24 protein-coding genes and 1 pseudogene are annotated in these 26,634 nt (G+C 38.0%); 20 read left to right on the forward strand and 5 right to left on the reverse strand.

What is annotated here, in order from left to right:
• Positions 1-103: 103 nt before the first annotated feature.
• From aroA to P3G65_RS03430, 4 genes are read left to right on the forward strand one after another with little or no spacing between them, the layout of a single operon-like run.
• The gene (aroA, locus tag P3G65_RS03415; RefSeq protein ID WP_019292056.1) at positions 104-1,414 is read left to right on the forward strand and encodes a 3-phosphoshikimate 1-carboxyvinyltransferase; all 1,311 of its coding nucleotides are present in this window, start codon (positions 104-106) and stop codon (positions 1,412-1,414) included.
• Positions 1,405-1,890, forward strand: coding sequence for a shikimate kinase (locus tag P3G65_RS03420; RefSeq protein WP_019292055.1), 486 nt, complete (start codon positions 1,405-1,407; stop codon positions 1,888-1,890). The genes aroA and P3G65_RS03420 overlap by 10 nt, the downstream gene beginning before the upstream one ends.
• Positions 1,887-2,483, forward strand: a complete 597-nt coding sequence (locus tag P3G65_RS03425; RefSeq protein ID WP_019292054.1) for a histidine phosphatase family protein — start codon at positions 1,887-1,889, stop codon at positions 2,481-2,483. The genes P3G65_RS03420 and P3G65_RS03425 overlap by 4 nt, the downstream gene beginning before the upstream one ends.
• Positions 2,480-4,921 carry an ATP-dependent RecD-like DNA helicase gene (locus tag P3G65_RS03430; protein WP_019292053.1) on the forward strand — a complete coding sequence of 814 codons (2,442 nt, stop codon included), beginning with the start codon at positions 2,480-2,482 and terminating at the stop codon, positions 4,919-4,921. The genes P3G65_RS03425 and P3G65_RS03430 overlap by 4 nt, the downstream gene beginning before the upstream one ends.
• 46 nt (positions 4,922-4,967) lie before the next feature.
• Here the strand turns inward: P3G65_RS03430 and P3G65_RS03435 are convergent, their stop codons facing one another.
• Both P3G65_RS03435 and P3G65_RS03440 read right to left on the reverse strand, forming a co-directional pair.
• Complete coding sequence (locus P3G65_RS03435; protein WP_019292052.1) at positions 4,968-5,177, reverse strand: hypothetical protein; 210 nt, start codon at positions 5,175-5,177, stop codon at positions 4,968-4,970.
• A 430-nt stretch (positions 5,178-5,607) separates the two neighbouring features.
• Positions 5,608-6,117: an HD domain-containing protein gene (locus P3G65_RS03440; protein ID WP_017368896.1), complete on the reverse strand. Its 510-nt coding sequence runs from the start codon at positions 6,115-6,117 to the stop codon at positions 5,608-5,610.
• Positions 6,118-6,267: 150 nt separating this feature from the next.
• Between P3G65_RS03440 and rpsT the strand changes: the two genes are divergently transcribed.
• The 4 genes from rpsT (at position 6,268) to P3G65_RS03460 (ending at position 8,861) form a co-directional block, all read left to right on the forward strand.
• Positions 6,268-6,501: a 30S ribosomal protein S20 gene (gene rpsT, locus P3G65_RS03445; protein WP_004259004.1), complete on the forward strand. Its 234-nt coding sequence runs from the start codon at positions 6,268-6,270 to the stop codon at positions 6,499-6,501.
• Between the two features lie 236 nt (positions 6,502-6,737).
• Complete coding sequence (locus tag P3G65_RS03450) at positions 6,738-7,397, forward strand: GyrI-like domain-containing protein (protein ID WP_019292051.1); 660 nt, start codon at positions 6,738-6,740, stop codon at positions 7,395-7,397.
• Complete coding sequence (locus P3G65_RS03455) at positions 7,394-8,053, forward strand: uracil-DNA glycosylase (RefSeq protein ID WP_019292050.1); 660 nt, start codon at positions 7,394-7,396, stop codon at positions 8,051-8,053. The genes P3G65_RS03450 and P3G65_RS03455 overlap by 4 nt, the downstream gene beginning before the upstream one ends.
• A gap of 103 nt (positions 8,054-8,156) precedes the next feature.
• Entirely contained in the window at positions 8,157-8,861 is a 705-nt protein-coding gene (locus tag P3G65_RS03460; protein WP_004258993.1) for a Bax inhibitor-1/YccA family protein, read from the forward strand.
• A gap of 56 nt (positions 8,862-8,917) precedes the next feature.
• Here P3G65_RS03460 and P3G65_RS03465 read toward each other — a convergent pair whose 3' ends face one another.
• Complete coding sequence (locus tag P3G65_RS03465) at positions 8,918-9,742, reverse strand: Cof-type HAD-IIB family hydrolase (protein ID WP_019292049.1); 825 nt, start codon at positions 9,740-9,742, stop codon at positions 8,918-8,920.
• A gap of 364 nt (positions 9,743-10,106) precedes the next feature.
• Here P3G65_RS03465 and P3G65_RS03470 point away from each other — a divergent pair, with 364 nt between their 5' ends.
• From P3G65_RS03470 to P3G65_RS03505, 8 genes are all read left to right on the forward strand, one after another.
• Positions 10,107-11,528, forward strand: coding sequence for an NCS2 family permease (locus P3G65_RS03470; protein WP_019292048.1), 1,422 nt, complete (start codon positions 10,107-10,109; stop codon positions 11,526-11,528).
• Positions 11,529-11,604: 76 nt separating this feature from the next.
• Positions 11,605-12,705 (forward strand): YdcF family protein, encoded by a 1,101-nt coding sequence (locus tag P3G65_RS03475; protein WP_019292047.1) that lies wholly within the window; start codon positions 11,605-11,607, stop codon positions 12,703-12,705.
• 75 nt (positions 12,706-12,780) lie between these two features.
• Positions 12,781-13,785 (forward strand): competence protein CoiA, encoded by a 1,005-nt coding sequence (locus P3G65_RS03480; RefSeq protein ID WP_284071329.1) that lies wholly within the window; start codon positions 12,781-12,783, stop codon positions 13,783-13,785.
• Complete coding sequence (pepF, locus tag P3G65_RS03485) at positions 13,769-15,574, forward strand: oligoendopeptidase F (protein WP_019292045.1); 1,806 nt, start codon at positions 13,769-13,771, stop codon at positions 15,572-15,574. The genes P3G65_RS03480 and pepF overlap by 17 nt, the downstream gene beginning before the upstream one ends.
• The gene (locus tag P3G65_RS03490; RefSeq protein ID WP_019292044.1) at positions 15,574-16,257 is read left to right on the forward strand and encodes an O-methyltransferase; all 684 of its coding nucleotides are present in this window, start codon (positions 15,574-15,576) and stop codon (positions 16,255-16,257) included. Before pepF ends, P3G65_RS03490 begins: the two co-directional genes overlap by 1 nt.
• A 97-nt stretch (positions 16,258-16,354) precedes the next feature.
• On the forward strand, positions 16,355-17,263 hold the full coding sequence (locus P3G65_RS03495) for a peptidyl-prolyl cis-trans isomerase (protein WP_019292043.1): 909 nt from the start codon (positions 16,355-16,357) through the stop codon (positions 17,261-17,263).
• Positions 17,264-17,512: 249 nt separating this feature from the next.
• Complete coding sequence (alaS, locus tag P3G65_RS03500) at positions 17,513-20,131, forward strand: alanine--tRNA ligase (protein ID WP_107106184.1); 2,619 nt, start codon at positions 17,513-17,515, stop codon at positions 20,129-20,131.
• Positions 20,132-20,470: 339 nt separating this feature from the next.
• Positions 20,471-21,262 (forward strand): MurR/RpiR family transcriptional regulator, encoded by a 792-nt coding sequence (locus P3G65_RS03505; protein WP_019292041.1) that lies wholly within the window; start codon positions 20,471-20,473, stop codon positions 21,260-21,262.
• Positions 21,263-21,279: 17 nt separating this feature from the next.
• Here the strand turns inward: P3G65_RS03505 and P3G65_RS03510 are convergent.
• Positions 21,280-21,555: pseudogene (locus tag P3G65_RS03510) on the reverse strand (aquaporin); the annotation flags it as partial.
• A gap of 91 nt (positions 21,556-21,646) precedes the next feature.
• A complete protein-coding gene (locus P3G65_RS03515; protein ID WP_019292039.1) occupies positions 21,647-22,204 on the reverse strand; it encodes a histidine phosphatase family protein in 558 nt (185 codons plus the stop codon).
• Positions 22,205-22,507: 303 nt separating this feature from the next.
• Between P3G65_RS03515 and P3G65_RS03520 the strand changes: the two genes are divergently transcribed.
• From P3G65_RS03520 to P3G65_RS03535, 4 genes are all read left to right on the forward strand, one after another.
• Positions 22,508-23,941: a 6-phospho-beta-glucosidase gene (locus tag P3G65_RS03520; RefSeq protein ID WP_019292038.1), complete on the forward strand. Its 1,434-nt coding sequence runs from the start codon at positions 22,508-22,510 to the stop codon at positions 23,939-23,941.
• A gap of 67 nt (positions 23,942-24,008) precedes the next feature.
• Entirely contained in the window at positions 24,009-24,476 is a 468-nt protein-coding gene (gene smpB / locus P3G65_RS03525) for an SsrA-binding protein SmpB (RefSeq protein ID WP_019292037.1), read from the forward strand.
• 180 nt (positions 24,477-24,656) lie between these two features.
• A complete protein-coding gene (locus P3G65_RS03530) occupies positions 24,657-25,550 on the forward strand; it encodes a PstS family phosphate ABC transporter substrate-binding protein (protein ID WP_019292036.1) in 894 nt (297 codons plus the stop codon).
• Positions 25,551-25,779: 229 nt separating this feature from the next.
• Entirely contained in the window at positions 25,780-26,631 is an 852-nt protein-coding gene (locus tag P3G65_RS03535) for a phosphate ABC transporter substrate-binding protein (protein WP_019292035.1), read from the forward strand.
• The last annotated feature ends 3 nt before the right edge of the window (positions 26,632-26,634 follow it).

Consider the following 26,634-nt stretch of genomic DNA (forward strand, 5'->3'; position numbering starts at 1 on the left):
AGTGGTTTTTTTGATATAAGGTCAAGAAAAACAATACAATATTACAGCTCTTGACTTGTGCTATAATAGAAGATAAATCGTAGAGAAGAAAGTTTGAAACGCAATGAAACTCGAAATAAAGGCAAAATCACTCACAGGCAAACTTACTGTTCCTGGGGATAAATCAATTTCTCACCGCTCCATAATGTTTGGGGCGATTTCACATGGTCAAACAAGGGTAAAGCATATTTTGCGAGCTGAGGATGTCACAGCTACAATGCAAGCTTTCCAAGACTTGGGTGTTAAAATTGAAGATAAAGAGGGGATAATCTATATTCAAGGTAAGGGCTTTGAAGGCTTACAGCCAGCGAATAAGCCCTTGGATATGGGAAATTCAGGAACATCGATGCGATTAATGTCAGGGATTCTCGCTGGTTTAGACTTTGAAACAAAATTAATTGGTGATGCTTCGCTCTCGCGTCGCCCAATGGATCGTATTGCTCACCCATTAAAATTAATGGGAGCAAAAATCTCTGGTCAAGGAGAAGCTTGTCTGCCACCTTTAGAAATTCAAGGGAGACAACTGCAGTCTATCAACTATCAACTGCCTGTAGCCTCTGCACAAGTAAAATCAGCTTTGATTTTTGCCGCACTACAAACAAAGAGTAATCAAATATCAGAAATTGTGGAAAAAGCGGTGACACGAAATCATACCGAAGAAATGCTTAAACAGTTTGGTGGAGAACTTACAGTATCGGGAAAGCATATCCGAATAAGAGGTGGACAAAAGTTAGAAGGCCAAGAAATTACAGTGCCTGGAGATATTTCCTCAGCAGCTTTTTGGATTGTTGCTGCTTTAATTATTCCAGGAAGCAATATTGAACTGCAAAATGTTGGTATCAATGCCACACGAACAGGAATAATTGATATTGTTACTGCTATGGGAGGAAAAGTTGAAATCACCAACCAAACTGCGATAGCTGCTACACTCAAAATTCGTTATAGCACATTGACTGCAACCCAGATATCGGGCGATTTGATACCAAGGTTGATTGATGAGCTGCCGATTATTGCTCTTTTAGCTACACAAGCTGAGGGTGAAACGGTTATTGCAGATGCGGAAGAGCTTCGTGTCAAAGAAACGGATCGTATCTCGGTTGTATCGGACATCTTAAAAGCGATGGGAGCTGATGTTACACCTACAGCGGATGGGATGAAGATTAGAGGGAAGACAAACCTTCATGCGCCTCATAAAGACATCAATACGCACGGTGATCATCGTATTGGTATGATGACAGCAATTGCGGCGCTTCTTGTCCAAGAAGGAGAAGTTGTTTTAGAAGGAAGTCAAGCCATTAAAACAAGTTATCCAACTTTCTTTGACGATCTGAAAGGTTTACTTGGGCCAAGCAAGGAGGAACGAGAATGGCAGTAGTGTTGATTGGGTTTATGGGCGCGGGGAAATCAACGATTGCAAGGGCTCTAAATAAGGAAAACTTTATTGACCTTGATCAAGCCATTGAACAAGAGATTGGAATGCCCATTATACAATTTTTTCAGGAATATGGCGAAGCTAAATTTCGACAAATTGAAAGAGAAACACTTGAGGCAGCGGTGCTCTCAGGATTTAGTGTTGCCACAGGTGGCGGCATTGTTCAACTTGTAGAAAATCGGGACTGTCTGAAAAAGCTGAAAAATGTCGTTTATCTCAAGGCAGATTTTGAAACGCTCTATGAACGTATTCTTACTGATCAAAAGAATAAAAGACCGTTGGCTACACAACCCGTACAAGACGTAGAACAATTGTTTATGCAGCGTGAAAAATTCTACGAAGAAGTAGCGGATATTATTATTGAAACCAAGGACAAAAAACCAGAAGAAATAATTAAAGAAATTCAGGAATTAAAATGAAAATCTATTTTGTAAGACACGGTAAAACGCAATGGAACCTCGAAAAAAGGCTCCAAGGTCAAAAAGGGGACTCGCCTCTTTTGCCGGAATCCTATAAGGCGATAGCCCGAGTAAATGAAAGACTGGGACAAATTGTCCAATTTGATAAAGTGATTTCTAGCCCGCAGCCACGTGCTGTGACAACCGCAAAATTGTTAACTGCTTTGCCAGTAAATACAGATATTCGCCTTTCCGAATGGAATTTTGGTCAGCTGGAAGGCCAGTTGGTCGCAAATGCACTCTTGAAGTATCCAGATGAAATGTTTGCTTCTCGGAATGAATTGCAAAATTTTGATGGGCGCCATTTTGGAGCGGAAACAGTAGCTAATGTTTTAGCACGTTTTGATAGTTTAGCAAATGACCTCAAAAAGCAAGAGGCTGAAAATATATTATTGGTCGGTCATGGTGCTTCAGGGACAGCGGGAATGCGACATTTAGCGGGCTTTCCGCTACAAGAGTTACGTACAGCTGGTGGCTTAGCCAATAATAGTGTAACTGTTTTAGAAACGAAAGGTCAACGTTTTGAGCTGTTGCACTGGAATAAAGTGTTATGACAGAAAAAATATATTTTACCGGAACAATTGAAGCGATTTTCTTTAGTAATCCTAGTAATTTTTATAAAGTACTTTTAGTAGAAGTGGATGATACCAATAGTGATTATGAAGATTACGAAATTGTTGTAACCGGAACAATTGGGGAGTTGATCGAAGGGGACAGTTATACCTTCTATGGTAAACTTACGACACATCCAAAATATGGGGAGCAGCTTCAAGTTGAAACTTATGAAAAAGCTGTACCGACCAGTGCTGCAGGACTAATTAAATACTTTTCTTCTGATAAATTTCCTGGGATTGGTAAAAAGACGGCAGAAAGAATCGTGGCTCTTTTTCCTGATGATACAGTTGACAGTATCTTAAGTAAGCCGGAAGAATTAGACGATATCCTTCCTTTAGCAAAGAAAAATTCCTTTATTAAAAGACTTCGTGACAATCATGGTGTGGAAAAGATTTTATCAAAGCTTGCAGAATATGGTATCCCCAGTAAGCTCCAATTTCAAATTCATGAGCTTTACAAAGATCAAACCTTGGATATTATCGCCAAGAATCCTTACCAGTTGGTTGAAGATATCAAAGGAATTGGCTTTAAAACAGCGGACCAAATTGCTCAAGAATTGGGAATTGCAGCAGATAGTAGTGACCGCTTTAGAGCGGGATTGATGCATGTGGTTAAAACACACCCTTTAATTACGGGCGATACTTATATTGAAGCGCGTGATCTTTTGCAACAAACGATCCAAGTTTTGGAAGAAGCACGCCAGATAGAAGTTAGCCCAGAGACTGTGGCTGAAGAAATCAACCATCTGCTTGAAGACGGTAAAATGCAACAAGAAGAAACTAAAATATTTGAAAATTCCCTTTATTTTGCTGAGCAAGGCATTAGTGAATACCTCAAAAAACTTATTGGACGTAGTACTCAGACCTTCTCAGATGAAAAAATCTTGAAAAATATTGAGCAAGTGGAAACTAAGCTCGGTATTCGCTACGATAAACTGCAGAAAGAAGCTATTTTTCAAGCTTTAAATAGTCAGTTCTTCATTTTAACCGGTGGACCAGGAACAGGTAAAACAACGATTATCAATGGTTTTATCGAAACTTATGCACAGCTTCATGACATTGATTTAGATCCTGGGCATTATCATGATGATGTTTTCCCTATTCTCCTGGCAGCACCAACAGGAAGAGCAAGTCGCCGAATGAATGAACTTACTGGCTTACCAGCAGCAACGCTTCATCGCCATTTAGGTTTAAACACTGATGAAGCAATGGATATGGAAAGTAATGATCTTGCGGGTTCACTTTTAATTGTAGATGAATTTTCAATGGTAGATACCTGGTTAGCAAATAAACTTTTACAAGCCATTCCTCCTTCCATGAAAGTACTCTTTGTAGGCGATGCAGATCAGCTGCCGTCAGTTGGTCCTGGGCAAGTCTTTGCAGACTTGCTGAAGCTTCCAGAGATTCCTTCAGTTCGCTTGGATAAAATCTTCCGTCAAGGAGCTGAATCGACGATTATTGACCTTGCTCATGAGATTAAGGAAGGCCGTTTGCCACAAGATTTTACTAGCCGTCATCCCGATCGTTCTTATTTTGAAGCTGGAACAGGACAAGTTGCTCATCTTGTGAAACAAGTGGCGACTGCGTGGAAAAAAAGAGGAAATAATCCTTTTGAATTGCAGATTTTAGCACCGATGTATAAAGGTGTAGCTGGTATAAACACCTTAAATGGTTTGTTGCAAGAATTGTTTAACCCTCTTGATGAGCGACAAGAGTTTAATTATCAGGATATTCATTTTCGAGAGGATGATAAAGTTCTCCATTTAGTCAATGATGCAGAAAACAATGTTTTTAATGGCGATTTAGGGAGGATTGTTGAGCTTATTCCAGCAAAACATACAGAAAGCAAGCAAGACGAAATCGTGATGGATTTTGATGGTCAAGAAGTGAGCTATCCTCGCGCAGAGTGGTATAAAATTACCTTAGCTTACGCAATGTCTATTCATAAGTCGCAAGGGAGTGAGTTTTCAACAGTTGTTGTTCCAATGGTTTCGTCCTATTCAAGGATGCTGGAACGTAATCTCTTGTATACAGCAATTACGCGAGCCAAACAAAGTCTAATTCTTATTGGAGAACAAAAAGCCTTTGCCCAAGCTGTTCAAAAAGAAAGTGCCAATCGAAAAACTTTCTTAAAGGAGCGATTTACTGGCAAAGCAGAGCCTGTAGAAGAAATAAAGCAAACTTTGGATGATGACAAGAGTGAAACAACTGTGAAAGTTAGTCAATCTCAAACAGAGGAAATTTCGCTTTTTCCTGAAGAAAATTTTACTTCTGCATCATATTCGACTGAACCTTTTTTAACAGCGGATTTGGTTAATTCTGGTGATTTTGATCCATTGATTGGGCTTACGGAAGCTGATTTTGCAATTTTTAAATAAAAAAAGACGGTTTAAAACCAGTCTTTTTTTATTTGTATTTTTGGCCTCAAAAAGTTAAATCATCAAAATCAGTGAGTTCATCTTGGAGCTTTTGTGTTAGTACTGTATAAGCTACAGCATATTTTTTAGGGTAAGCATCGCTGACGGATAGTTCATTTGCTTTCTCTAAAGCAGAGAACAAACCTTCAGTCATATTGACATTATTTAGTATGCACAAGGCCAAATCATGCACGCGTTGTTCTTTTGAAAGACTCATAATATTAAGCCCCTTTCCATAAAGTTGAGTAAAAAATTACGAACGATAAGCTTATCAATATTATAACATGGTAGCGGTTAAGAAAAGTTAAAATTGCTCTGATTTTTAAGGATTTAATAGCTTTCCCTTGTGATATTGAAGTCATTAATTTTTGAACAAGGAAAAAAATAGTACAAAGTGGTACATTCATCATTTTTTTTACTTCTGAAAATTTTAGAAAGTATAAATATGAAGTAGAATTTATACCTTCTTTTAGTCTACAATGATAAAATAACATTATAAATTTTATATAGTACGCTTTATAATTTCACATTTCTGCCAACTTGGGGTTAAAAAAGGTGTTAAACCTCTTGAATGTCTTAAAAAATAAAAAAAGAAGCATCTAACCAATGGTTAGATGCTTCTCATGAACTATTGTTATGTTAATAGTTCAAATTGGAAGGTGACGTTTAAAGTATTTGCGCGTTTTCCATTTGAAACGTGCAGTTTCTACGCCTTCAGTCATTGCGACATAATCGTCTGCTAAGGTAACAACCCAGCTTTCTTTATAACGTGGCGGTGCTATTGTAGCCCCCCACATATGTTTGACGATGCAGTCGTACTCAAGATCAGAAAGGGTAGTAATTTTTGCTGCATTACGGGCAGCGATACGAGGATGAACATAGGCATGACTTTTGTTAAATTTAGTGTCGCGCCAATCGTAGTAGAAAAGGTCATGTAAGAGACCTGCACGGGCAGCAGATTTTGCATTCCAGCCCATCTTTTTACAAACTAAATAGCTCACATAACTTACCTTGATTGAATGAATCAAACGTGTTGAAGTATAGTGATGTGTGATTTCATCAAGCTGTTTCAGTTCCGGCATTTCAAGAAAGTGACCAACATAACTCATAAACTCGGCATCTGTCAACCATGGATTTTCATCTAATTTCATATTCATATTATAGCACCATTCTCTAAAATGTAAATAGCGATATGCAATTTGACACAAGAAAAAAGAAAAATATTTCAATTTTCTTTTGACAAACAGTTGCTAAAAAGCTAAAAATCCTGTATAATTTATAGGTATTACAAAAATTTGGAGGAAATAATGGCTAATATCAAATCTGCAATCAAACGCGCTGAATTGAACGTTGTTGCTAACGAACGCAACTCACAACAAAAATCTGCAATGCGTACTGCAATCAAAAAATTTGAAACTGCACCAAGCGAAGACACATTCAAAGCTGCAAGCTCTGCAATCGACAAAGCTGCATCAAAAGGTCTTATCCACGCTAACAAAGCTTCACGTGACAAATCACGTTTGGCAGCTAAATTGGGCTAATTCTTAATTGCAAAAAAATATTCCTGTCTGCTGATAGGATTTTTTTTTACTCTAAAAATGGGAGAACTTTGGATGAAGCTGATGATAGAAATAAAACATGTAAGATAAATGTTATAATAATGTTATTAACAACGTTGAATTTATAGGTGACCTAGGCAGGGAGTTGCCAGCGACAAAGAAAGGAGAGGAAAGTGGAAAAAAAGAAATAATTTTCTGCTTATTTCCGATACCAAACAATGACAGATTCTATAAAAGTAGATTTTAAAAAAACTGAAAAAGAGTTTTATTTTCCTAAAAAAATTGAAGTAATTACTGTACCTGAGATGTTTTATTTGACTGTTTCTGGTCACGGTGCACCAGCTGGTACAGCTTTCCAAGAAGCGATTGCTTCACTTTATCCTATAGCATATGCTATTTCAATGTCCTACAAAAGAGAAGATGTGGTGATTCCACAGTTTTACCGTTTTGTTGTGCCGCCCTTGGAGGGTTTGTGGACAAGCCGGACGGCTCCAAAGGCTAATGAGCCTCTACGTAAAGAAGAACTGATTTGGAAAGTTATGATTCGGATGCCAGAATTTGTAACTGAAGAAATTGTTGAGTGGGCGAAAAAAGACACAGCTTCAAAGAAAAAACAAGATTTTTCTCAAGTAAAATATGAAAAGATTACAGACGGACTTTGTATTCAAGCCATGCATAAGGGGAGTTTTGACGATGAAGCTGAAACTTTTACTTTGATGGAGGAATTTGCCGCTGCAGAGGGCTATGAACTTATCCACAAAGAATTCCATCATCGTGAGATTTATCTTAGCGATTTCCGGAAAACTGCCCCAGAAAAGTTAAAAACCGTATTGCGCCAATATGCACAAATTAAAACGAAGGAGAAGGAAGGACAATGAAAAAAACGGATTGGAGTGAACCTTTAAGAGAACGATTGCCTCAGGAATACTTTTCAACCCTTGTTGATTTTATCAATGACGTTTATTCACAAGGCAATGTTTACCCGCCTGAGGATAAGATATTTCGAGCGATTGAATTGACTGCTTTAGCTGATGTCAAAGTTGTACTAGTTGGACAGGATCCTTATCCACAGCCGGGTAAAGCTCAGGGACTAAGTTTTTCCTATCCAGCTTCCTTCGTGGTGAATCGACCAGACTCTATTGTCAATATTCGGAAAGAACTTAAAAGCGAGGGCTTTGATAAAGAGGATTCAGATTTAACACATTGGGCTGAGCAAGGGGTTTTATTGCTCAATGCTGTACTTACCGTCCCTGAGATGAAGTCTAATGCTCATAAAGGAAAAATTTGGGAACCTTTGACAGATGAGATAATAAAAATTGCTTCGGATGATGATCGTCCAAAAGTCTTTCTCTTATGGGGTGGTGATGCACGTAAGAAAGCGAAGCTGATTGATTCTTCTAAGCATTTAATACTTGAATCTGCACATCCTTCACCTCTTTCTGCTTCTCGTGGCTTCTTTGGCTCACAGCCATTTTCGAAAGCTAATACCTTTTTAGAAAAAACAGGACAAAAAGGGATAGATTGGTCAAAATAAGAAAATTATGAAGAAAGAACGCCAAACTAGGACTCAAGTCTGATGACAGCCTTGTAAATTTTTGGTAAAATAGTCTTAAAGGTATATTAGAAAAGGAGATACTATGGAAAATCCATTTATAAATAATAATAGAAGTCAAGTATCGCTGAATCAATTTTTTGCTCGCATTTATGGGATTGTCGGAATTGGAGTTGCTGTTTCAGCACTCACATCTTTTTTAACAATAAATATTTTCTGGGATGCAGCTCAGAACTTGGTGAATCGTGCCGGTTTTGCAATGCTTATCATTTGGTTCTTACCACTGATTCTCATCTTCCCAATGCAAAATGCAGCCATGAAAAATAAACCCACGGCTTTGCCTATGTTTATTGGTTTCTCAGTCTTGATGGGCTTCATGATGAGCTTCACAATTGCAGCTTATACAGCTTCTGATGTCACTTTAGCCTTTGTATCAACTGCTGGAATGTTCTTTGGTCTTTCAGTCTATGGACGTACAACTAAACGTGATTTGTCAGGTATGGGGCGTGCCATGATGGGTATGCTGATTGGTTTAATCATCGCAGGGGTTATTAACATCTTCTTAAGAAGTCCAATGGTTGTCTTTGTATCTTCAATCATCAGTGTCCTCGTTTTCAGTGGGCTGATTGCTTGGGACAATCAAAAGATTGAGCATGTTTACCGCCAAAATAACGGTAATGTAAGTAACGGCTGGGCGATTAGCATGGCGTTATCACTCTATCTTGACTTTATCAACCTTTTCCTCTCACTCTTGAGAATCTTTGGATTTATGGGAAACAGTCGTGATTAATAAAAAACTTCATCAATTGATGAAGTTTTTTTATTTTTTGGGGGTTAGATAAGCAACTACTTCAAAAAGAGTTCTTCTAATTTATGGGCAACCCCGTCCTCATCATTTGTCCACGGAAGAATTTCAGTGGCATGTGGTGTGAGGCGAGTGGAGGCATTTTTCATAGCATAGGCTTCCTCAGCAAATTTAAACATTTCGATGTCGTTATGCTCGTCACCAAATGCTATAAGGTTTTCTTTTGGAATTTCGAGAACACGGAGAAGATGCTTGAGACCAGAAGCTTTGCTGACACCTTTGAGGACAATTTCTAAAACGCCATTAGGACCGCCCCAGCCACTTACACTGATTTTTCCGTTATAATGATCTTGGATTTGCTTGGCCAGACGAAATTTATCTTTTACTCGTGTAGAAAGGAGTACTGCATGCGGATTGTCATCGAGACGATCTGCGCGCAAACGATTGTAGGGATGGAACTGTTCGACACCAAAAAGTTTAGGGGTTACGTTCCTGAAGTTATTAAGGAAAAATTTACGGCGATATTCAACCGCAAAAAATTCTAAATCAAAGTTTTGTTGATGGCGTAAAAAGTCAAAGACGAATGAACGATCAATATAATGACCTTTGGTGTACTCCCAATTACGATTGTCTGGCTTGGAAATCAAAGCACCATTGAAGTTGATCATCGGACTTTTAAGTTCGAGTTCGCGATAAATATCAACAGCCATACGGAAAGGACGACCCGTGGAGATGCAGATGATGTGGCCTTGCTCCTCAATACGTTTAAAAATATATTTTGTATAGCGACTGATTGTACGCCCGTCGCTATGAAGCGTTGTGCCGTCAAGATCAATGGCAATCAATTTTCTATCTTTGTTTTCCATACTTAATCCTTTAAAATATTTCTTATTTTTTATTATACCAGAAAAGCACTAAAGCTGCTTTTGGTCTAGGTTGCTTTTTAAGAAATAAGACGTGGAGTGTTCATTAATTAAGTAATCTACAAGACACTATGAAAAATAAAATTTATGTTTTTGACAACAATTATTAAAATGGACGAACTTTTATAAATATTTATAAGTCTCTAGTTCGGTATTTACGAACATATACGGACTTGTTTTTTTAAATGACTCGAAATTCCTTGTTTCAAACTTAAAATTTATTTATACTGAACATGTATCATTTTATGACGTGTGTCACGAAAAACGAATGTGGCATGCAACTTTTTATTAAAAGGAGAATTTATTCGTGAACAAGTTCTTTAAACTTGAAGAAAACGGCACTACTGTGGGCCGTGAAATTATGGCAGGTATTACTACCTTCTTTGCTATGAGCTACATCTTGTTTGTCAATCCTGATGTTTTAGGATCAACAGGGATGCCCGTTCAGGCAGTTTTCTTAGCTACTATCTTAGCTTCAATTGTGGGTTCGGTAGCTATTGGTTTAATCGCCAATGTTCCTTATGCCCTTGCACCAGGTATGGGAATTAACGCCTTCTTTGCTTATACTGTTGTTCTTTCATTAGGCTACACTTGGCAAGAAGCTTTAGCAATGGTCTTCATTTGTGGTATTGTCAATATTATTATTACATTTACTTCAATTCGTAAAGCAATTGTTTTAGGAATTCCTGAGAGCTTACAACACGCTATTGGTGGTGGTATCGGTATTTTCATCGCTTATATTGGTATTAAAAACGCTGGTATTCTTGAATTTATTGCATCACCAGGTACTTATACGGATAACCACGGCACTATCACTGCAGATTCAACAATTGTTCCTGGCTTAGTTAAATTTGATGATCCTGGTGTTCTTGTTGCTTTAGTTGGTATTTTAGTAACAATGTTCTTTGTTCTCCGTAAATGGAAAGCAGGGATTCTCTTGTCAATCGCAGTAACGACTGTACTTGCACTTTTAACAGGTGTTACAAAAGTTGATATGTCTACACTTTTTGCAGACAACAATCTCGGGACAGCAATCAACGAGATGGGAACAACTTTTGGTGCTGCTTTTGGTCCTAAAGGTTTTGGTAGTTTATTTTCTGATTCATCTCGAATTATTGAAGTTTTGATGACAATTTTGGCCTTCTCGTTAACCTCAATCTTTGATCCGATTGGTACGTTCATTGGTACAGGTCGTAGCACAGGAATCTTTACAGATCAAGATTTTGTGGATATGGCAAATAGCAAAGGTTTCTCATCTAAAATGGACAAAGCACTCTTTGCTGACATGATTGCTACACCAATCGGTGCGATTTTCGGAACTTCAAATACAACTGTTTATGTAGAATCAGCAGCTGGTATTGGAGCAGGCGGACGTACAGGCTTGACTTCGATTGTCGTTGCTGTGATGTTTGCGATCTCAAGTCTTTTCTTACCATTACTTGCCATTGTTCCAACGCAAGCAACGGCTCCAATTTTGATTATTGTAGGTATGATGATGTTGTCATCATTCAAGGAAATCAACTGGTCTGAATTGAGTGAAGCTATTCCAGCCTTCTTTGCTTCAGTATTTATGGGTCTTGGCTACTCCATCTCATATGGTATTGCTGCTGGCTTTATCACTTATATCTTCTCAAAACTCTTTACAGGTAAGATTAAAGAAGTAAAACCAATTATTTGGGTTGTCGCAATTGCATTTGCCTTAAATTTTGCAGTACTTGCTATTCTCTAAAAATAACTCTATAATTTGTACACTATCATGAGAGAAATCCGCTTTTATCAGCGGATTTTTATGTTAAAATAAAGACATGGAGACACCACTTATTATTGCATTTTCGGTGATTAGTTTTTTAGCTTTAATCCCGACCGTCATTTTTTACACAAAGTCGCATCGTTTGAAGGATATGAGAACTTTACGTTTAGGACGACTTACTATTGGTTTTTTAGCCAGTCTTTTTGTACTGTTTAACGGTATTATGGGGATTCTTTTTTCGGCTAATTATAATTCACATTCCAATATCATTTTAGCCATAATTATTATTGAGCTTGCCCTCTTTTTGATTCCTACTTTTATGATTAGTTTTGTCGTACCTGTGGGGATTGTGGTTTTAACGATTAAAATGTGGCGGCGTGAATCACATAGTTTAGCGAATTTGATTTTGCCGGCCATTATGTTTGTCTTTTTTCTAGTCGATTGGCTCTATATTCGAGTTTCTACTTTATCTGAAGGTTGGCTTTGGCTACAGCTCTTGAGCTACGTTTATCCTGTGTTGGCCTTTTATCTTGTCTGGCAATTCACGGTTTTCTTTTTTGCTAGCTGGACATATGGACGTCGTTTCCGTAAAAAGTCTTCAAAATATCACGTGGTTCTAGGCTCTGGACTGATTAATGGCCAGTTTGTTAGCCCCCTTTTAGCTAACCGTATCCGTGCAGGAATAAAGGCTGCAAATGATAAAACTATAATGGTTTTCTCTGGGGGACAAGGTAGTGATGAACAACTTGCGGAAGCACTAGCGATGCAAAAATACGCTGTCGAAGAACTGGGCTTTCCCAAAGAACGAACCTTGGTTGAAGATCAATCAAAAACAACTTTTGAAAATTTAAAATTTTCATCTCAGTTGATTGAAAAAATTGAACAGAAAGCCGATGAAGAATTTCTCTTTTTCTCTTCGGACTATCACGTTTTCCGAGCGGCTCTCTTTGCTGCTCAACAAGGATTAAATGCGCAAGGAGGGATTGGAGGAAAAACACCTTTGTACTTCCGTCTTCCAGCATTTATTCGTGAGTTTATCGCAGTGATGAACAGTCAAAGACGTAAACATATTTTTTGGGTTGGCTTAATCACAGGTGTATTCATAGCATTTGCTCTTTTTATTCTTTTTATGGATCACTTTGTACTTAACCGTTAAGATATAAAGACTCGGATTTTCCGAGTTTTTTTGTTTGCCTTGTGACTTTTAGAGCTATTCTTCGTACTATTTGATATGTTAATAGCTTTGGATAAAGACGGAAAAACAATTAATCTCCTTGACAATTCTTCAATTAGTGGCCCTTTTTATTGCCCAGCCTGTAAGTCGCCCCTTCGTTTAAAAAAAGGGAAGATAAAAATTCCTCACTTTGCTCACATATCCGTAAAAAATTGTGACTCTTGGAGCGAAAATGAATCTGCACAACACTTGGGCTTAAAAATCAGTTTGTATCAATGGTTTAAGAAAAAAGAGAAAGTTGAGTTGGAAAAGTATGTGCCAGAAATTAAGCAAACGGCTGATTTGTTAGTAAATGATAAACTTGCTATTGAAATACAGTGTTCGCCGCTTTCTTTGCAACGTTTAGAAGAGAGAACGGTAAGTTACAAAGAAAAAGGATATTATGTCCTTTGGCTTCAAGGAAGGGACTTATGGCTTAAGAATAACCTATCATCTTTGCAGAAAAATTTGCTCTATTATTCAGCAGTGAGAGGTTTTTATTTTTGGGAATTAGACTGGAACAGAAAAAAACTACGGTTGAAATCATTGGTTTATCAAGATTTGAAAGGACGACCGATTTATCTTACTGAAGAGTTTGACTTCTTTCAAGAGAATCTCTTAGAGCTCTTACGCCAACCCTTTCGAGAAGGAGAAGATCTTAGTTTAGATGCTCCAAAACAGGAAGAGTTACAGTTGTTTGTTCAGAAACAACTGTATTATCAAGTGCCAAAATGGCTTAAAATGCAAGAAAAATATTATGAACAAGGAAAAAATTTGCTAGACCTCAATTGGAATAAGAGCTACTGGAGTCCTCCAGGCTTAAACTTATTGACCTTTGACTTTTCCGATGATACGCCAGAAAGCTTTTTTCAAGTAGATACTCCCTTGGAAAAATATTATCACAGCTTCTATGAAAGTTTTCAGTTACAAGAACACGAAAAACTGCATACACCAAGCTTCTATGCTATAATTAAAGATAAAAATAAAGTGAAAAACGGAGAATGGAATGGCAAAAAAACGTGATGAAATAGCTGAAAACTTAACTTGGGATTTGTCAACTGTGTTTGAAAACGATGCCGCCTGGGAACTAGAACTTAAAAGAGTTTCGGAAAGATTAGGGACGGTAAAGCACTACGAAGGACATCTTCTAGATAGCGCTCAAAGCTTATTAGAAATCACGGAAATTGAGCTGGAAATCTCGCGTGCTGTGGAGAAGGTTTATGTCTATGCCTCAATGAAACATGACCAAGATACGCAAGTGAGTCGTTACCAAGAATACGAAGCCAAAGCCACAAATTTATATGCCAAGCTTGGAGAAACCTTTGCTTTTTACGAGCCGGAATTCTTAGCTTTAACGCCAGAACGTTATGCAAGCTTTAGAAGAGAAGAACCCAAACTGGAGCAATATTCTCATATGTTTGACCGCCTTTTTGCTAAAAAGGAGCATATCTTAAGTCCAAAAGAGGAAAAACTCTTAGCCAGTGCTAGTGAGATTTTTGGTGCAGCCGCCGAAACTTTCGAAATTTTTGACAATGCTGATATTGAGCTTCCGATGATTAAAGATGAAAAAGGGCAGGAAGTACAGCTGACACACGGTAATTATATCTCGCTCATGGAAAGTAAGGAACGTCAGGTGCGAAAGGCAGCTTATCAAGCCCTTTATAGCAACTATGAACAGTATCAGCACACTTATGCTAAAACGCTACAAACAAATGTAAAAGTCCATAATTTTAAGGCGAAGATGCGTGGCTACCATTCAGCCCGTCAAGCAGCTTTATCAAGTAATTTTATTCCGGAAGAAGTTTACGATAAGCTTTTGGAGTCGGTTAATAAATATTTGCATCTTTTACATCGTTATATTAAATTGCGTGAGCAAATTTTAGGGTTAGAGAACGATTTAAAGATGTATGATGTCTATACACCCTTATCGGACTTGGATTATAAGTTTAACTACTCCGAGGCAGTGGAGAAAGCGGAAGAAGTTCTTCAAATTTTTGGACCTGAATATGCGAACCATGTTAAAAAAGCCTTTGAAGAGCGGTGGATTGATGTAGCTGAAAATAGCGGTAAACGTTCGGGTGCTTATTCAGGGGGATGCTATGATACAAATGCTTTTATGCTGTTAAACTGGCAAGAAACTTTGGATGATTTGTTCACCTTAGTACATGAAATGGGCCACAGTATGCATTCCACATTTACACGAGAAAATCAACCTTATGTTTATGGGGACTATCCAATCTTTCTTGCAGAAATTGCTTCAACAACCAATGAGAATATCTTGACTGAAAGTTTACTTGCGGAGTCGACAGATGAAAAAGTGCGATTTGCTATTTTATACCACTGGCTTGATGGTTTCCGTGGCACTGTTTTCCGTCAAAGCCAATTTGCTGAATTTGAACATGAGATTCATAAAGCTGATCAAGAAGGAAAAGTTCTGACTAGCGAATTCATGAACCAGCTTTATGCGGGGCTGAATGAAAAATACTACGGTTTAGCTGCTCAGGAAAATCCTGAAATTCAATATGAGTGGGCTCGCATTCCGCACTTCTATTATAATTTTTATGTCTTCCAATACGCAACAGGCTTTGCCGCAGCAACTTATCTTGCTGAGGCTATCGTTAATGGTGGCCCAGATGCGCGTGAAAAATACCTCGCTTATCTCAAAGCAGGATCAAGTGATTATCCACTGGCTGTGATTGCTCAAGCAGGTGTGGATATGGAAGAAACAACATATTTAGAATCAGCATTTGCTGTTTTTGAAAAACGTTTAATTGAGCTAGAAAAATTAGTCGAAAAAGGAGCCCATTTATAATGGTTTTAACATACAAGAGAACAAGTAATCCGATGATGAATCGTCCCGTAGTCAAGGAGGAAATTGTTGACTTCATGCGCGAGCGTCAAACGCAAATTACTGGTCCACTAAAGAATGTTGAGACCTTTGCTCATGAGAACAATATCCCGATTATACCTCATGAAACAGTAGTGTATTTCCAAATGCTTTTGGATTTAATGAAGCCCCAAAGAGTTTTGGAGATAGGAACTGCTATTGGTTTTTCTGCACTTATGATGGCAGAAGCAGCACCAGATGCTGAAATAATTACTATCGATCGTAACCCAGAAATGATTGCCTTGGCTAAGGAAAATCTAGCTACCTATGATTCAAGAAAACAGATCACTCTCTTAGAAGGTGATGCTGCCGATCTTTTGGCAGATTTGCAAGGGGAATTTGATTTTATCTTCATGGATTCAGCGAAATCAAAATATGTAGAATTTCTGCCTCGTGCCATGGAGTTGCTTTCGGAAAATGGTGTGATTATCATGGATGATATTTTCCAAGGCGGAGAAATACTTATTCCAATTATGGAAATTAAACGGACGCAGCGTGCACTTGAACGTGGGCTTCGTCGTCTCTTTGATGAAGTTTTAGACAACCCTAAATACCGCGCAAGTATGGTTCCTTTAGGAGATGGAATATTAATGATTAAGAAAGTTTGACATTGTAAATCAGTTTAGGTTTATTTAATGTTTTGTGTTATAATATTGTTACAAGAAACAAATGTATCAAGGGAATATACCCAACAAGGAGAAAACTTTGAAATTTAAAAAATTGAACATCTTACTCGCAACAGCTGTTGCGGCTTTAGGACTTGTCACACTTTCAGCTTGTGGAAATAATAACTCTACTGGAGCTAATATTATCACAATGAAGGGTGACACAATCAATGTAGAAGATTTCTACAGTGAAGCTAAAACTTTTCCAAATATGCCTGCCACATCTCTTTTACAAAATTTGACAATGTCGAAAATGTTTGAAAAAGATTTTGGCGATAAGGTTTCAGATAAAGATGTTCAAGCGAAGTTTGACGATACTAAAAAACAAATGGGCGAACAGTTTGCTGCAGCTTTGCAACAACAAGGATTTACTGAAAAAAGTTATAAATCTTACGTTCGTCTTCAACTCTTGCAAGAATATGCCATTGAGAAAAAAATCTCAGACACACAATTTACAGATGCTAACTTGAAGGCAGCTTGGGCAGATTTCCATCCAGAAGTTGAAGCGATTGTTGTTCCAGAAACAACTAAAGATGCAGCAACTAAGGCAGTAAAATCTGCGAAATCAGATGCAGCTAAGTTTGAGAAAGACAATGCAAGCAACAAGCAAAAATTTGATTCAACAAGTACTACAATTCCAAAAGAAGTTCAAACTGCAGCCTTCAAATTGAAAAATGGTGAAGTTTCTGATGTTATCGAATCAGCAAATGCCTCAACTGGTGCAACAAGCTACTATGTTGTGAAAATGATTAAAACTTCAGATAAAGGTTCAGATATGAACAAGTATAAAGATAAACTTAAAGATGTAATCAAGGCAGAAAAAATGGCAGATACAACTTATGTTGCTGGTGTGATTGGTGAATACCTTAAAGCACATAATGTCACTGTGAAAGAAGAAGCCTTCTCAACAATCTTCTCACAATTTACATCAAGTTCATCATCAAAATAAATGAATGAAATGACTTTACAGAGAGTCGACATGTGGTGAAAGTCGATAAGTCAACGTGCTGAAAACCTCAAGGTTTTCAAATAGCAGGGAAACTGCTTTACCAAGCAAAAAGAGACGATGGATTCATCGTGAATGAGGGTGGTACCGCGTGAGTGACGCCCCTCGTTTACGATGAATTTTTTGTTTTTATATTGTGTTTTTATTCACAAATCGAAAGTAAATGAAAATTATTTTATTAGGAGAATAGCTATGAAAAAAATGACTTCAACAGAAGTACGTCAAATGTTCCTTGATTTCTTCAAATCAAAAGGGCATTCTATTGAACCTTCACAATCTTTAGTACCAGTGAACGACCCAACTTTACTCTGGATCAACTCTGGTGTTGCGACATTGAAACAATATTTTGACGGTTCAGTTGTGCCAGAAAATCCACGTATTACAAATGCGCAAAAATCGATTCGTACAAATGATATTGAGAACGTAGGTAAAACAGCGCGTCACCATACAATGTTTGAAATGCTGGGGAATTTCTCAATTGGTGATTATTTCCGTGAAGAAGCTCTAGCTTATGCTTGGGAGATGCTTACAAGTAGTGAATATTTTGATTTTCCAGCAGAAAAACTTTACATTACTTACTACCCTGATGATAAAGATACATTTAACCGTTGGGTGGAGCTCGGTGTTGATGCAAGTCATTTAGTTCCAATCGAAGACAACTTCTGGGAAATTGGTGCAGGACCTTCAGGACCAGATACAGAAATTTTCTTTGATCGTGGTGAAGCTTACGATCCTGAAAACATTGGTTTGAAACTCTTGGCTGAAGATATCGAGAACGACCGTTACATCGAGATCTACAATATCGTTTTGTCACAATTTAATGCTGATCCAGCTATTCCACGTAGCGAATATAAAGAGTTGCCACAGAAAAATATTGATACGGGAATGGGACTTGAACGTATGGTTTGTATCATCCAAGGTGGTAAAACAAACTTTGATACGGATCTTTTCCTCCCTATCATTCGTGAAATTGAACGTATTTCTGGTAAAACTTACGATCCAGATAGCGACAACATGAGTTTTAAAGTTATTGCGGATCATATCCGTGCACTTAGCTTTGCTATCGGTGACGGTGCTTTGCCAGGAAATGAAGGACGTGGCTATGTTCTTCGCCGTCTTCTTCGTCGTGCTGTTATGCACGGTAAAAAATTAGGCATTGAAGGTAAATTCTTGGCTCAATTTGTTCCCGTTGTTGGTAAAATCATGGAGTCATACTACCCAGAAGTTCTTGAAAAACAAGATTTTATCATGCAAATTATTGACCGTGAAGAAGAAGCTTTTGGCCGTACAATTGATGGTGGAAGCAAACTCTTAGATGAATTGCTTGCCAAACTTAAAGAAGAAGGCAAGACAATGCTTGAAGGGCAAGATATCTTCCGCCTTTACGATACTTATGGTTTCCCAGTAGAGTTAACTGAAGAATTAGCTGAAGATGCTGGTTTCAAGATTGACCATGAAGGTTTTAAAGCAGCGATGAAAGAGCAACAAGATCGTGCACGTGCTGCTGTCGTTAAAGGTGGTTCAATGGGCGCACAAAACGAAACACTTCAATCTATTAAAGAAGAATCTGAATTCCTTTATGATGTTGAAAAATATGATGGCAAACTTCTTGTGGCAGTTAAAGATGATGAAAAAGTGGATACTGTAAGCGGTGAAGCGCAACTTATTTTCGATAAAACACCATTCTACGCAGAAATGGGTGGACAAGTTTCTGACCACGGTGTGATTAAAAATGCTGCAGGCAAAGTTGTTGCAGAAGTTAAAGATGTTCAACATGCACCAAATGGTCAAAATCTCCATATGGTTGACATTCTCTCTACTCTTGTAGTCGGTGAAACTTACACACTTGAAATTGATGCAGAACGCCGTCATGGTATCATTAAAAATCACACAGCAACTCACTTGCTCCATGCAGCATTGCACAATATTGTAGGTGAACATGCACTTCAAGCAGGATCACTTAACGAAGTAGAGTTCCTTCGCTTTGACTTTACACACTTTGCTCCTGTAAGCAAGGAAGAATTGGCTGATATCGAACGTCAAGTTAACGAAGTGATTTGGCAATCATTAGCTGTGGAAACGGTAGAAACTGATATTGAAACTGCTAAAGAAATGGGCGCAATGGCTCTCTTTGGCGAAAAATATGGTAAAAATGTTCGTGTCGTTAAAATTGGTGATTACTCTGTCGAACTTTGTGGTGGTACACATACAGCAACAACAAGTGAAATTGGTCTCTTCAAGATTATCAAAGAAGAAGGTATCGGATCAGGCGTTCGCCGTATTGTTGCCGTAACAGGCCAAAAAGCTTATGAAGTATTTAAAGATGCTGAAAATACGCTCAATGAAGTCGCAGCAGTTGTGAAAGCACCACAAGCTGCTCAAGTCGTGTCAAAAGTAACAGCTATGCAAGAAGAACTTAAAGCGGCTCAAAAAGAAAATGACGCATTAGCAGGTAAATTAGCTGCAAGTCAATCTGATGAAGTCTTTAAAAATGTTCTCAAAGCAGCAGGTACAAGTTATATTGCTAGTGAAGTTGCAGTACCAGATGTAAATGGTCTACGTAATCTTGCAGACATCTGGAAACAAAAAGAGTTGTCCGATGTTCTTGTCCTTGTTGCGAAGATTGGTGAAAAAGTGAGCCTGTTAGTGGCAAGTAAAACAGCTGATGTTAAAGCTGGAAACTTGATTAAAGAGCTTGCACCTTACATTGACGGCCGTGGAGGGGGTAAACCTGATATGGCTATGGCTGGTGGATCGAAAGCCGCTGGAATTCCAGAACTTATCGAAAATGTAGGTTCCAAACTTTCTTAATAATAAAATAAAAAAACTTTTAGTAGCTGATTAAGTCTAACTGGAAGTTTTTTTATATAGAGGTACATCTCAATATTACTATTTCGAAGAAATAAAAAAATGTAATGTGAAAAAGTGATCTGTATAGGAACTTTTTGATAAATTTAGTTTCCATTTTTCATTATCATCATGTTCTATTACATGAATGAGATGTTTTAAACATCCCGTCTAAATGCCTGATTATAAGGAGAAACGAGCTGTATTTATAGTTGATAGTTTTTATTTGCTCCTGTATTTTGTAATAAAAAATGTGCTATACTGGATGCAAGAGTAAGGAATACGGTAGAGGGAGAGAAAAAGATGCTTGAAGATAATAAGCTTAATGCGCTCAATGATTTGGAAAGTAAAATTTTTGAGGAAGTTGTTAAAGCACCAGAAATTATCATGAACATGACCATTCGTGAATTTGCTTCGACTGTCCATGCTTCGCCTACGACAATTGTACGTATGACACATAAGTTAGGTTTTTCAGGCTGGAATGAACTCAAGACTTATTTGCAAAAACAAAAACACCAAATTTCGCTGAAAACAGAAGATCCAAAGTATGATAATCTTCTTGCCTTCGAGCTCTTTACTAAACGTTTATTGAGTCCTGAATATACTGCCCTTATTGATGAGGCTGCAAAGCTCCTAGAAGAAACCGAGTATACGGTTTTTATGGGTGTTGGAACTTCAGGTGCCTTAGCGGATTATGGCACAAAATATTTTAATAATGCCGGATTACCTGCTTTTGAAGTCATTGATCCTTATCAACCACTAATGACAAATAATGCCAAAACAATGACAGTTGTAGCACTCTCTATTTCTGGGAAGACCAACTTTATTATTGCTCAGATTGTTGCCTATAAAAGAGATGGCGTTAAGGTTATTGCAATCACTAATGAAGTAAATAACACAATGGCTAATATGGCCGATATTTCTATCCCCTATAATGTGGCACATGAGGGTTCAAAGGTACACGCATTGGGGAATTTAACGACACAACTTCCTGTGATGGCTATTTTAGAACAATTAGCGCATAAGACACAGGAAATACGCCAAAATAAGAAAAATAAACTGATTGATGACACATTTAAAAGCAACTTTGTTTAAAGTTGCTTTTTATTTGTTTAATAAATCAGTTGCTTGAATAATAAAGCGGCCAGAACAGCGCCAACAAGAGGTGCAATTGCCGGAATCCAAGCATATGCCCAATCAGAAGTCCCCTTATGTTTAAGTGGTAAGAGTATATGCACAAGACGAGGACCTAAATCTCGTGCAGGATTAACGGCAAAGCCTGTTGTTGAACCTAAAGATAAGCCTAAAGACATGATAATAACGGCGATAAAACCAGTACTTACTCCTGAAGGAAGTTCGCTTTGTCCCACAGCTAATACAGCCAGAACAAGAAGTGCTGTCCCCTATCATTTTTATATCCTTAAAATTTTCTAGAAAGTTCAAAAGGCATCGGCTATGCTCGATGAGAAAGATGCCTTTTTATAACAGTGAGATTGATTCGATAAAGGTAAAGATTCCTTCATCATAAGTAAAATGAAGGCAAGCCAAGTTACCGAGTGGCACAGGAGGTTGACTCTCAAAGTTAAAAACCTTCTCCTGAGTAAAAAAATGCATTGCTGCACCGTGAGAAAGGGCGAAAACCTTATCGTGCTTGTTTAAACATTCTGATAAACTTTGGTACATCCGCTCAGAGACCTGATGACTGCTTTCACCACCAAAATTTTTGAAGTATGTCGTTTTATCTATAGGTTCCAAGTAATCACTATGCCCCTCATAGGCTCCAAAATTCATTTCTTTAAGACCTTTCAGGCGGCTATATTCTTGATTGGGAAATAACAATTCTAGAGTGTCAGAAGCCCGCTCTTGTGTGGAAGAGTAGAAGGCATCAAAGCAAAGTCGTTTTGCTCGAAGTCGTTCTCCTGCCTTAAGCGTATCATCGATTCCTTTTGGTGTCAGTGGCGAATCACTCCAACCTTGCGTGCGCCCTTGCATATTAAATAGAGTTTGAGCGTGGCGCATTAAATACAATTCTTTCATTAAGAGCTCTCCAGTTTTTTATTTGTGCATTTATTATACCTTTTTCAAAAAATGGAAACAAACGCTCTCAGGTACTCTTTCGTATTATTAAGGAATTGGTTGGAACAGCGTGATATGTATATTTAAGAGAAGTTAACAAAATAATATGGGTTGTTTTTTAGCCTTTTGTTTCGAGAAATAGGAACAGACTTTCCATATTTCCGACAGATTGCTCTGATAATTTTTGCTATAATGAAAATATTGATAACGCATACATTCCGATGATGTATCTACAATAATCTAAATTATACAAAGGAGCATATAATGCCATTATCTAAAGATTTTCTCTGGGGCGGTGCAACAGCTGCCAACCAATATGAAGGCGGCTGGGATCAAGGTGGTCGCGGACTTGCCAATGTGGATTTGGCCCCACATGGCTCACGCCGTGAAGCTATTATTTTAGGACTTGAAAAGCATTTGCAGCCAGAAGAAGGACTTTTCTATCCTGGACATGAAGCTATTGATTTTTACAATCACTGGCAAGAAGATATTGCCTTGTTTGCTCAAATGGGATTTAAAACTTTCCGTATGTCTATTGCTTGGTCGCGGATTTTCCCAAAAGGTGATGAAACTCAACCTAACGAAGAAGGCTTAATGTTTTATGAAAAGGTCTTTAAAGAGCTACGTAAGTATGATATCGAGCCTTTAGTGACCATTACGCATTTTGACATTCCAATGCACTTGGTAACAGAATATGGGGGCTGGCGTAATCGTAAGTTGGTTGGTTTTTATGAAAACTTAGTCACTGTCCTCTTTACACGCTACAAAGGTCTGGTCAAATATTGGCTTACCTTTAATGAAATCAATGTGCTCTTGCACGCTCCGTTTATGGGTGCAGGTGTTTATATTGAAGAAGGAGAGAATCGTGACCAAGTCCTCTTTACTGCAGCACACCATGAACTTGTTGCCTCAGCCTTGGCGACAAAAATTGGCCACCAAATAGATCCGGAAAATAAGATTGGCTGTATGGTAGCTGCTGGAGATTACTATCCTTGGGATTCAAAACCAGAAAATGTTCGTGAAGCGCTCGATAAAAACCGTGAGAATCTTTTCTTGATTGATGTACAAGCACGTGGCAAATATCCAAATTATTTCTTGAAACAGCTGGAACGTGAGGGCCTTACTTTGCCTATTCTTGAAGGTGATGAGGAACTTCTTGCTCAGAATACTGTTGATTTTGTATCCTTCTCTTACTATTCAAGCCGCGTTGCGAAAGTTCAGGAAGAAGGGGATGAAGAAACATCAGGTAATATCTTCGCCTCAGTTAAAAACCCTTATCTCAAAGCATCTGAATGGGGCTGGCAGATTGATCCTGTGGGGCTACGCACAACCATGAATACACTTTACGATCGCTACCAAAAACCACTTTTCATTGTTGAAAATGGTTTAGGAGCTATAGATAAACCAGATGAAACAGGTTATGTAGCAGATGATTATCGTATCGCTTATATGGCTGAACATATTTCAGAAATGATTAAAGCAGTCGAGTTGGACGGAATCGAGCTTCTGGGCTATACTTCATGGGGCTGTATTGACTTGGTATCTGCTGGAACAGGCGAGATGTCTAAACGTTATGGTTTTATCTATGTTGATCGTGATGACCAGGGAAATGGAACCCTAAAACGTACACCGAAGAAATCATTTGACTGGTATAAAAAAGTGATTGCTTCAAATGGGCAAGATTTAAGCAATAACTAATCGAAAAATTTGAAGCTAAACTTTTGAAAGAAAAGCAACATCCCTACTTTTTTGCTATAATAAAATTATGGTAAAAAATACAGTAGATAAGCCCCTGGCCCAAAATAAAAAGGCCCGGCATGATTATGAAATTTTTGAAACGTTTGAGGCAGGGATTGTTCTAACAGGAACAGAAATCAAATCGGTTCGTCAGGCAAAAATTCAACTTAAAGATGGTTTTGCTCGGGTACGAGATGGTGAAGTTTGGCTTTCAAATGTTCATATTGCACCTTTCGAGCAAGGAAACATCTTTAATGTGGATGAACTGCGCACGCGTAAACTTTTACTTAAGAAAAAAGAAATCGTGAAGATTGAGAAGGAGTTGACAGGAACCGGAATTACTTTTATTCCTTTAAAAGTTTATCTGAAGAATGGTTTTGCCAAGGTTTTAATGGGACTCGCACGAGGAAAAAAACAGTACGACAAGCGTGAAACACTCAAACGTAAAGAGCAAAATCGTGATATTGCTCGTCAAATCAAGGCCTACAATCGCTAAAAAGTAAGAGACAATTGTTTCTTGCTTTTTTTTGTAGCAATAATAAAAAGTAAAACCGTTTACTTAGCGTTTACCTAGTATTTACGAAGCATTTACAATTAGAGGTTGCCAACAGTGTTAAGATAGTATTGTAAGCGAAAGAGCTTACGGAGAACATAGAAAATTATTGGAGAAAATCTCATGAATAAAAAGTTACTTTCTGGAATTATCGCTGGTGCAGCTCTGTTGACGCTTGCAGCTTGTGGAAATGGCAATTCATCGTCTAATAGCAGCTCAGGAAGCTCAACGCCAGCTTCAGGTAAAATCATCGCTGGAGGTTCAACAGCCTTGCAACCTATGGCACAACAAGCTTCAACTGAGTACACAGCTAAAAAACCAGAAGTTCAAATCACTGTACAAGGTGGTGGATCCGGTGTAGGTTTGACTCAGGTCTCAACAGGAACCTTCCAAATCGGCAACTCTGACATCTTTGCAGAAGAAAAATCAGGAATTGATGCTTCTAAATTGAACGACCATAAAGTAGCTGTCGTTGGTTTTGCTCCAATTGTAAATAAAGATATTAACATTGATAATCTCTCAACACAACAACTTAAAGATGTCTTCACAGGAAAAGTGAAGAACTGGAAGGAAGTTGGAGGTCCGGATGAAAAAATCACAGTAATTGGGCGTGCAGCAGGTTCAGGTACACGTGTGAACTTTGATAATTTAGCTCTTGGGGGCGAAAAAGAAGTAGAAGGTCCGACGCAAGATGCCTCAGGTACGGCAGTAACTATGGTCTCTCAAACACCTGGTGCAATCTCCTATGTTGCCTTTTCTTACCTTGATAAGAGTAAAGATATCAAAGCAGTCAGTATTGATAATGTAAAACCAACAGATGAAAATGTTGCAGACAATAGCTACAAAGTTTGGTCATACGAACACATGTATACTAATAAAGAAAAAGAAACAGCAGCCGAAACAGATTTTATCAAATACGTGACTGAAGATACAAAAACAATCAAGGAACTTGGCTATATCCCGGTTTCTGATATGAAAGTTGAACGTGACGCTCAAGGAAAAATCACAAATAAATAAGAAATAAGAGTGAGCAGAGTAAAGCATTAAAATTTTCTTTTCATACCTTTGGTTTTACTTTACAAAACCTTATTCTTTTAGAAAATCCTTGTTCTTAATGATGATGCAAAGAGCAAGAGTACTTGGGCCGTGTCTCAGGTGCTCTCTTTGCCGTTCCATTTACAAACTGTTTACATTGTAAGCGGTAAGCTTTTGCTTATTTATGGTTGATTTATGCTAAAATAAGGATATGAAAAAGAAAATTTTAATGGCTTTATTTGCAGCAATGAGTCTTGTGACTTTAGCGGCATGTGCGCCCAACTCAAATCAAGTCACAGTAGGTGGCTCAACGGCAATGAAACCACTGGTTGAACAAGTTTCCTTGGACTATATGAAGAAATATCCAGAAGATATTATTATGGTTCAAGGTGGAGGCTCAGGTGTTGGACTTGCACAAGTGGTCGCAGGTTCTTTCCAAATTGGTAACTCAGATATCTTTGCGGAAGAAAAATCAGGAATTGATGCTTCTAAAATTACAGGAAATAAGGTTGCAGTCGTTGGCTTTGCACCAATCGTAAACCGAAATCTGGACCTATCCAATGTCACTCAAGACCAACTTATTGATATTTTCACTGGAAAAGTAAAAAATTGGAAAGAAGTTGGCGGTCCAGATCAAGAAATTACGGTTATCGGACGGACAGCAGGTTCTGGAACACGTGTTAATTTTGATAACCTTGCCTTGAATGGTGCGCGTGAAATTGATGGCCCTACACAAGATGCTTCAGGTTCGGTTGTACAATTGGTTGGTCAAACACCAGGTGCAATCTCTTACGTTTCGTTCCCTTATATCCATAAACCAGGGATTAAACCATTGAACTTAGACGGGGTTGAACCTACAGATAAAAATGTAACAACCAACAAGTGGAAAATTTGGTCTTACGAACATATGTATACCAACAATAAAAATGAGAACTTTGTAGAAAATCGCTTTATCAGCTATGTCAAAAATGACAAAGTAACGCTGAGAAAACTCGGCTATATCCCAGTAACGGAGATGAAAATTGATCGTGATTATAAAGGTAAAGTTACACCAATTAAATAATTA

This window comes from Lactococcus sp. bn62 (genome assembly GCF_029492705.2).
Taxonomy (GTDB): Bacteria; Bacillota; Bacilli; order Lactobacillales; family Streptococcaceae; genus Lactococcus; species Lactococcus petauri.

What these genes read in the sequence shown, in the direction of transcription:
- aroA (WP_019292056.1), top strand. Translation starts at nt 104, where the DNA reads ATGAAACTCGAAATAAAGGCAAAATCACTCACAGGCAAACTTACTGTT.
- P3G65_RS03420 (WP_019292055.1), top strand. Translation starts at nt 1,405, where the DNA reads ATGGCAGTAGTGTTGATTGGGTTTATGGGCGCGGGGAAATCAACGATT.
- P3G65_RS03425 (WP_019292054.1), top strand. Translation starts at nt 1,887, where the DNA reads ATGAAAATCTATTTTGTAAGACACGGTAAAACGCAATGGAACCTCGAA.
- P3G65_RS03430 (WP_019292053.1), top strand. Translation starts at nt 2,480, where the DNA reads ATGACAGAAAAAATATATTTTACCGGAACAATTGAAGCGATTTTCTTT.
- P3G65_RS03435 (WP_019292052.1), bottom strand. Translation starts at nt 5,177, where the DNA reads ATGAGTCTTTCAAAAGAACAACGCGTGCATGATTTGGCCTTGTGCATA.
- P3G65_RS03440 (WP_017368896.1), bottom strand. Translation starts at nt 6,117, where the DNA reads ATGAATATGAAATTAGATGAAAATCCATGGTTGACAGATGCCGAGTTT.
- rpsT (WP_004259004.1), top strand. Translation starts at nt 6,268, where the DNA reads ATGGCTAATATCAAATCTGCAATCAAACGCGCTGAATTGAACGTTGTT.
- P3G65_RS03450 (WP_019292051.1), top strand. Translation starts at nt 6,738, where the DNA reads ATGACAGATTCTATAAAAGTAGATTTTAAAAAAACTGAAAAAGAGTTT.
- P3G65_RS03455 (WP_019292050.1), top strand. Translation starts at nt 7,394, where the DNA reads ATGAAAAAAACGGATTGGAGTGAACCTTTAAGAGAACGATTGCCTCAG.
- P3G65_RS03460 (WP_004258993.1), top strand. Translation starts at nt 8,157, where the DNA reads ATGGAAAATCCATTTATAAATAATAATAGAAGTCAAGTATCGCTGAAT.
- P3G65_RS03465 (WP_019292049.1), bottom strand. Translation starts at nt 9,742, where the DNA reads ATGGAAAACAAAGATAGAAAATTGATTGCCATTGATCTTGACGGCACA.
- P3G65_RS03475 (WP_019292047.1), top strand. Translation starts at nt 11,605, where the DNA reads ATGGAGACACCACTTATTATTGCATTTTCGGTGATTAGTTTTTTAGCT.
- P3G65_RS03480 (WP_284071329.1), top strand. Translation starts at nt 12,781, where the DNA reads ATGTTAATAGCTTTGGATAAAGACGGAAAAACAATTAATCTCCTTGAC.
- pepF (WP_019292045.1), top strand. Translation starts at nt 13,769, where the DNA reads ATGGCAAAAAAACGTGATGAAATAGCTGAAAACTTAACTTGGGATTTG.
- P3G65_RS03490 (WP_019292044.1), top strand. Translation starts at nt 15,574, where the DNA reads ATGGTTTTAACATACAAGAGAACAAGTAATCCGATGATGAATCGTCCC.
- alaS (WP_107106184.1), top strand. Translation starts at nt 17,513, where the DNA reads ATGAAAAAAATGACTTCAACAGAAGTACGTCAAATGTTCCTTGATTTC.
- P3G65_RS03505 (WP_019292041.1), top strand. Translation starts at nt 20,471, where the DNA reads ATGCTTGAAGATAATAAGCTTAATGCGCTCAATGATTTGGAAAGTAAA.
- P3G65_RS03515 (WP_019292039.1), bottom strand. Translation starts at nt 22,204, where the DNA reads ATGAAAGAATTGTATTTAATGCGCCACGCTCAAACTCTATTTAATATG.
- P3G65_RS03520 (WP_019292038.1), top strand. Translation starts at nt 22,508, where the DNA reads ATGCCATTATCTAAAGATTTTCTCTGGGGCGGTGCAACAGCTGCCAAC.
- smpB (WP_019292037.1), top strand. Translation starts at nt 24,009, where the DNA reads ATGGTAAAAAATACAGTAGATAAGCCCCTGGCCCAAAATAAAAAGGCC.
- P3G65_RS03530 (WP_019292036.1), top strand. Translation starts at nt 24,657, where the DNA reads ATGAATAAAAAGTTACTTTCTGGAATTATCGCTGGTGCAGCTCTGTTG.
- P3G65_RS03535 (WP_019292035.1), top strand. Translation starts at nt 25,780, where the DNA reads ATGAAAAAGAAAATTTTAATGGCTTTATTTGCAGCAATGAGTCTTGTG.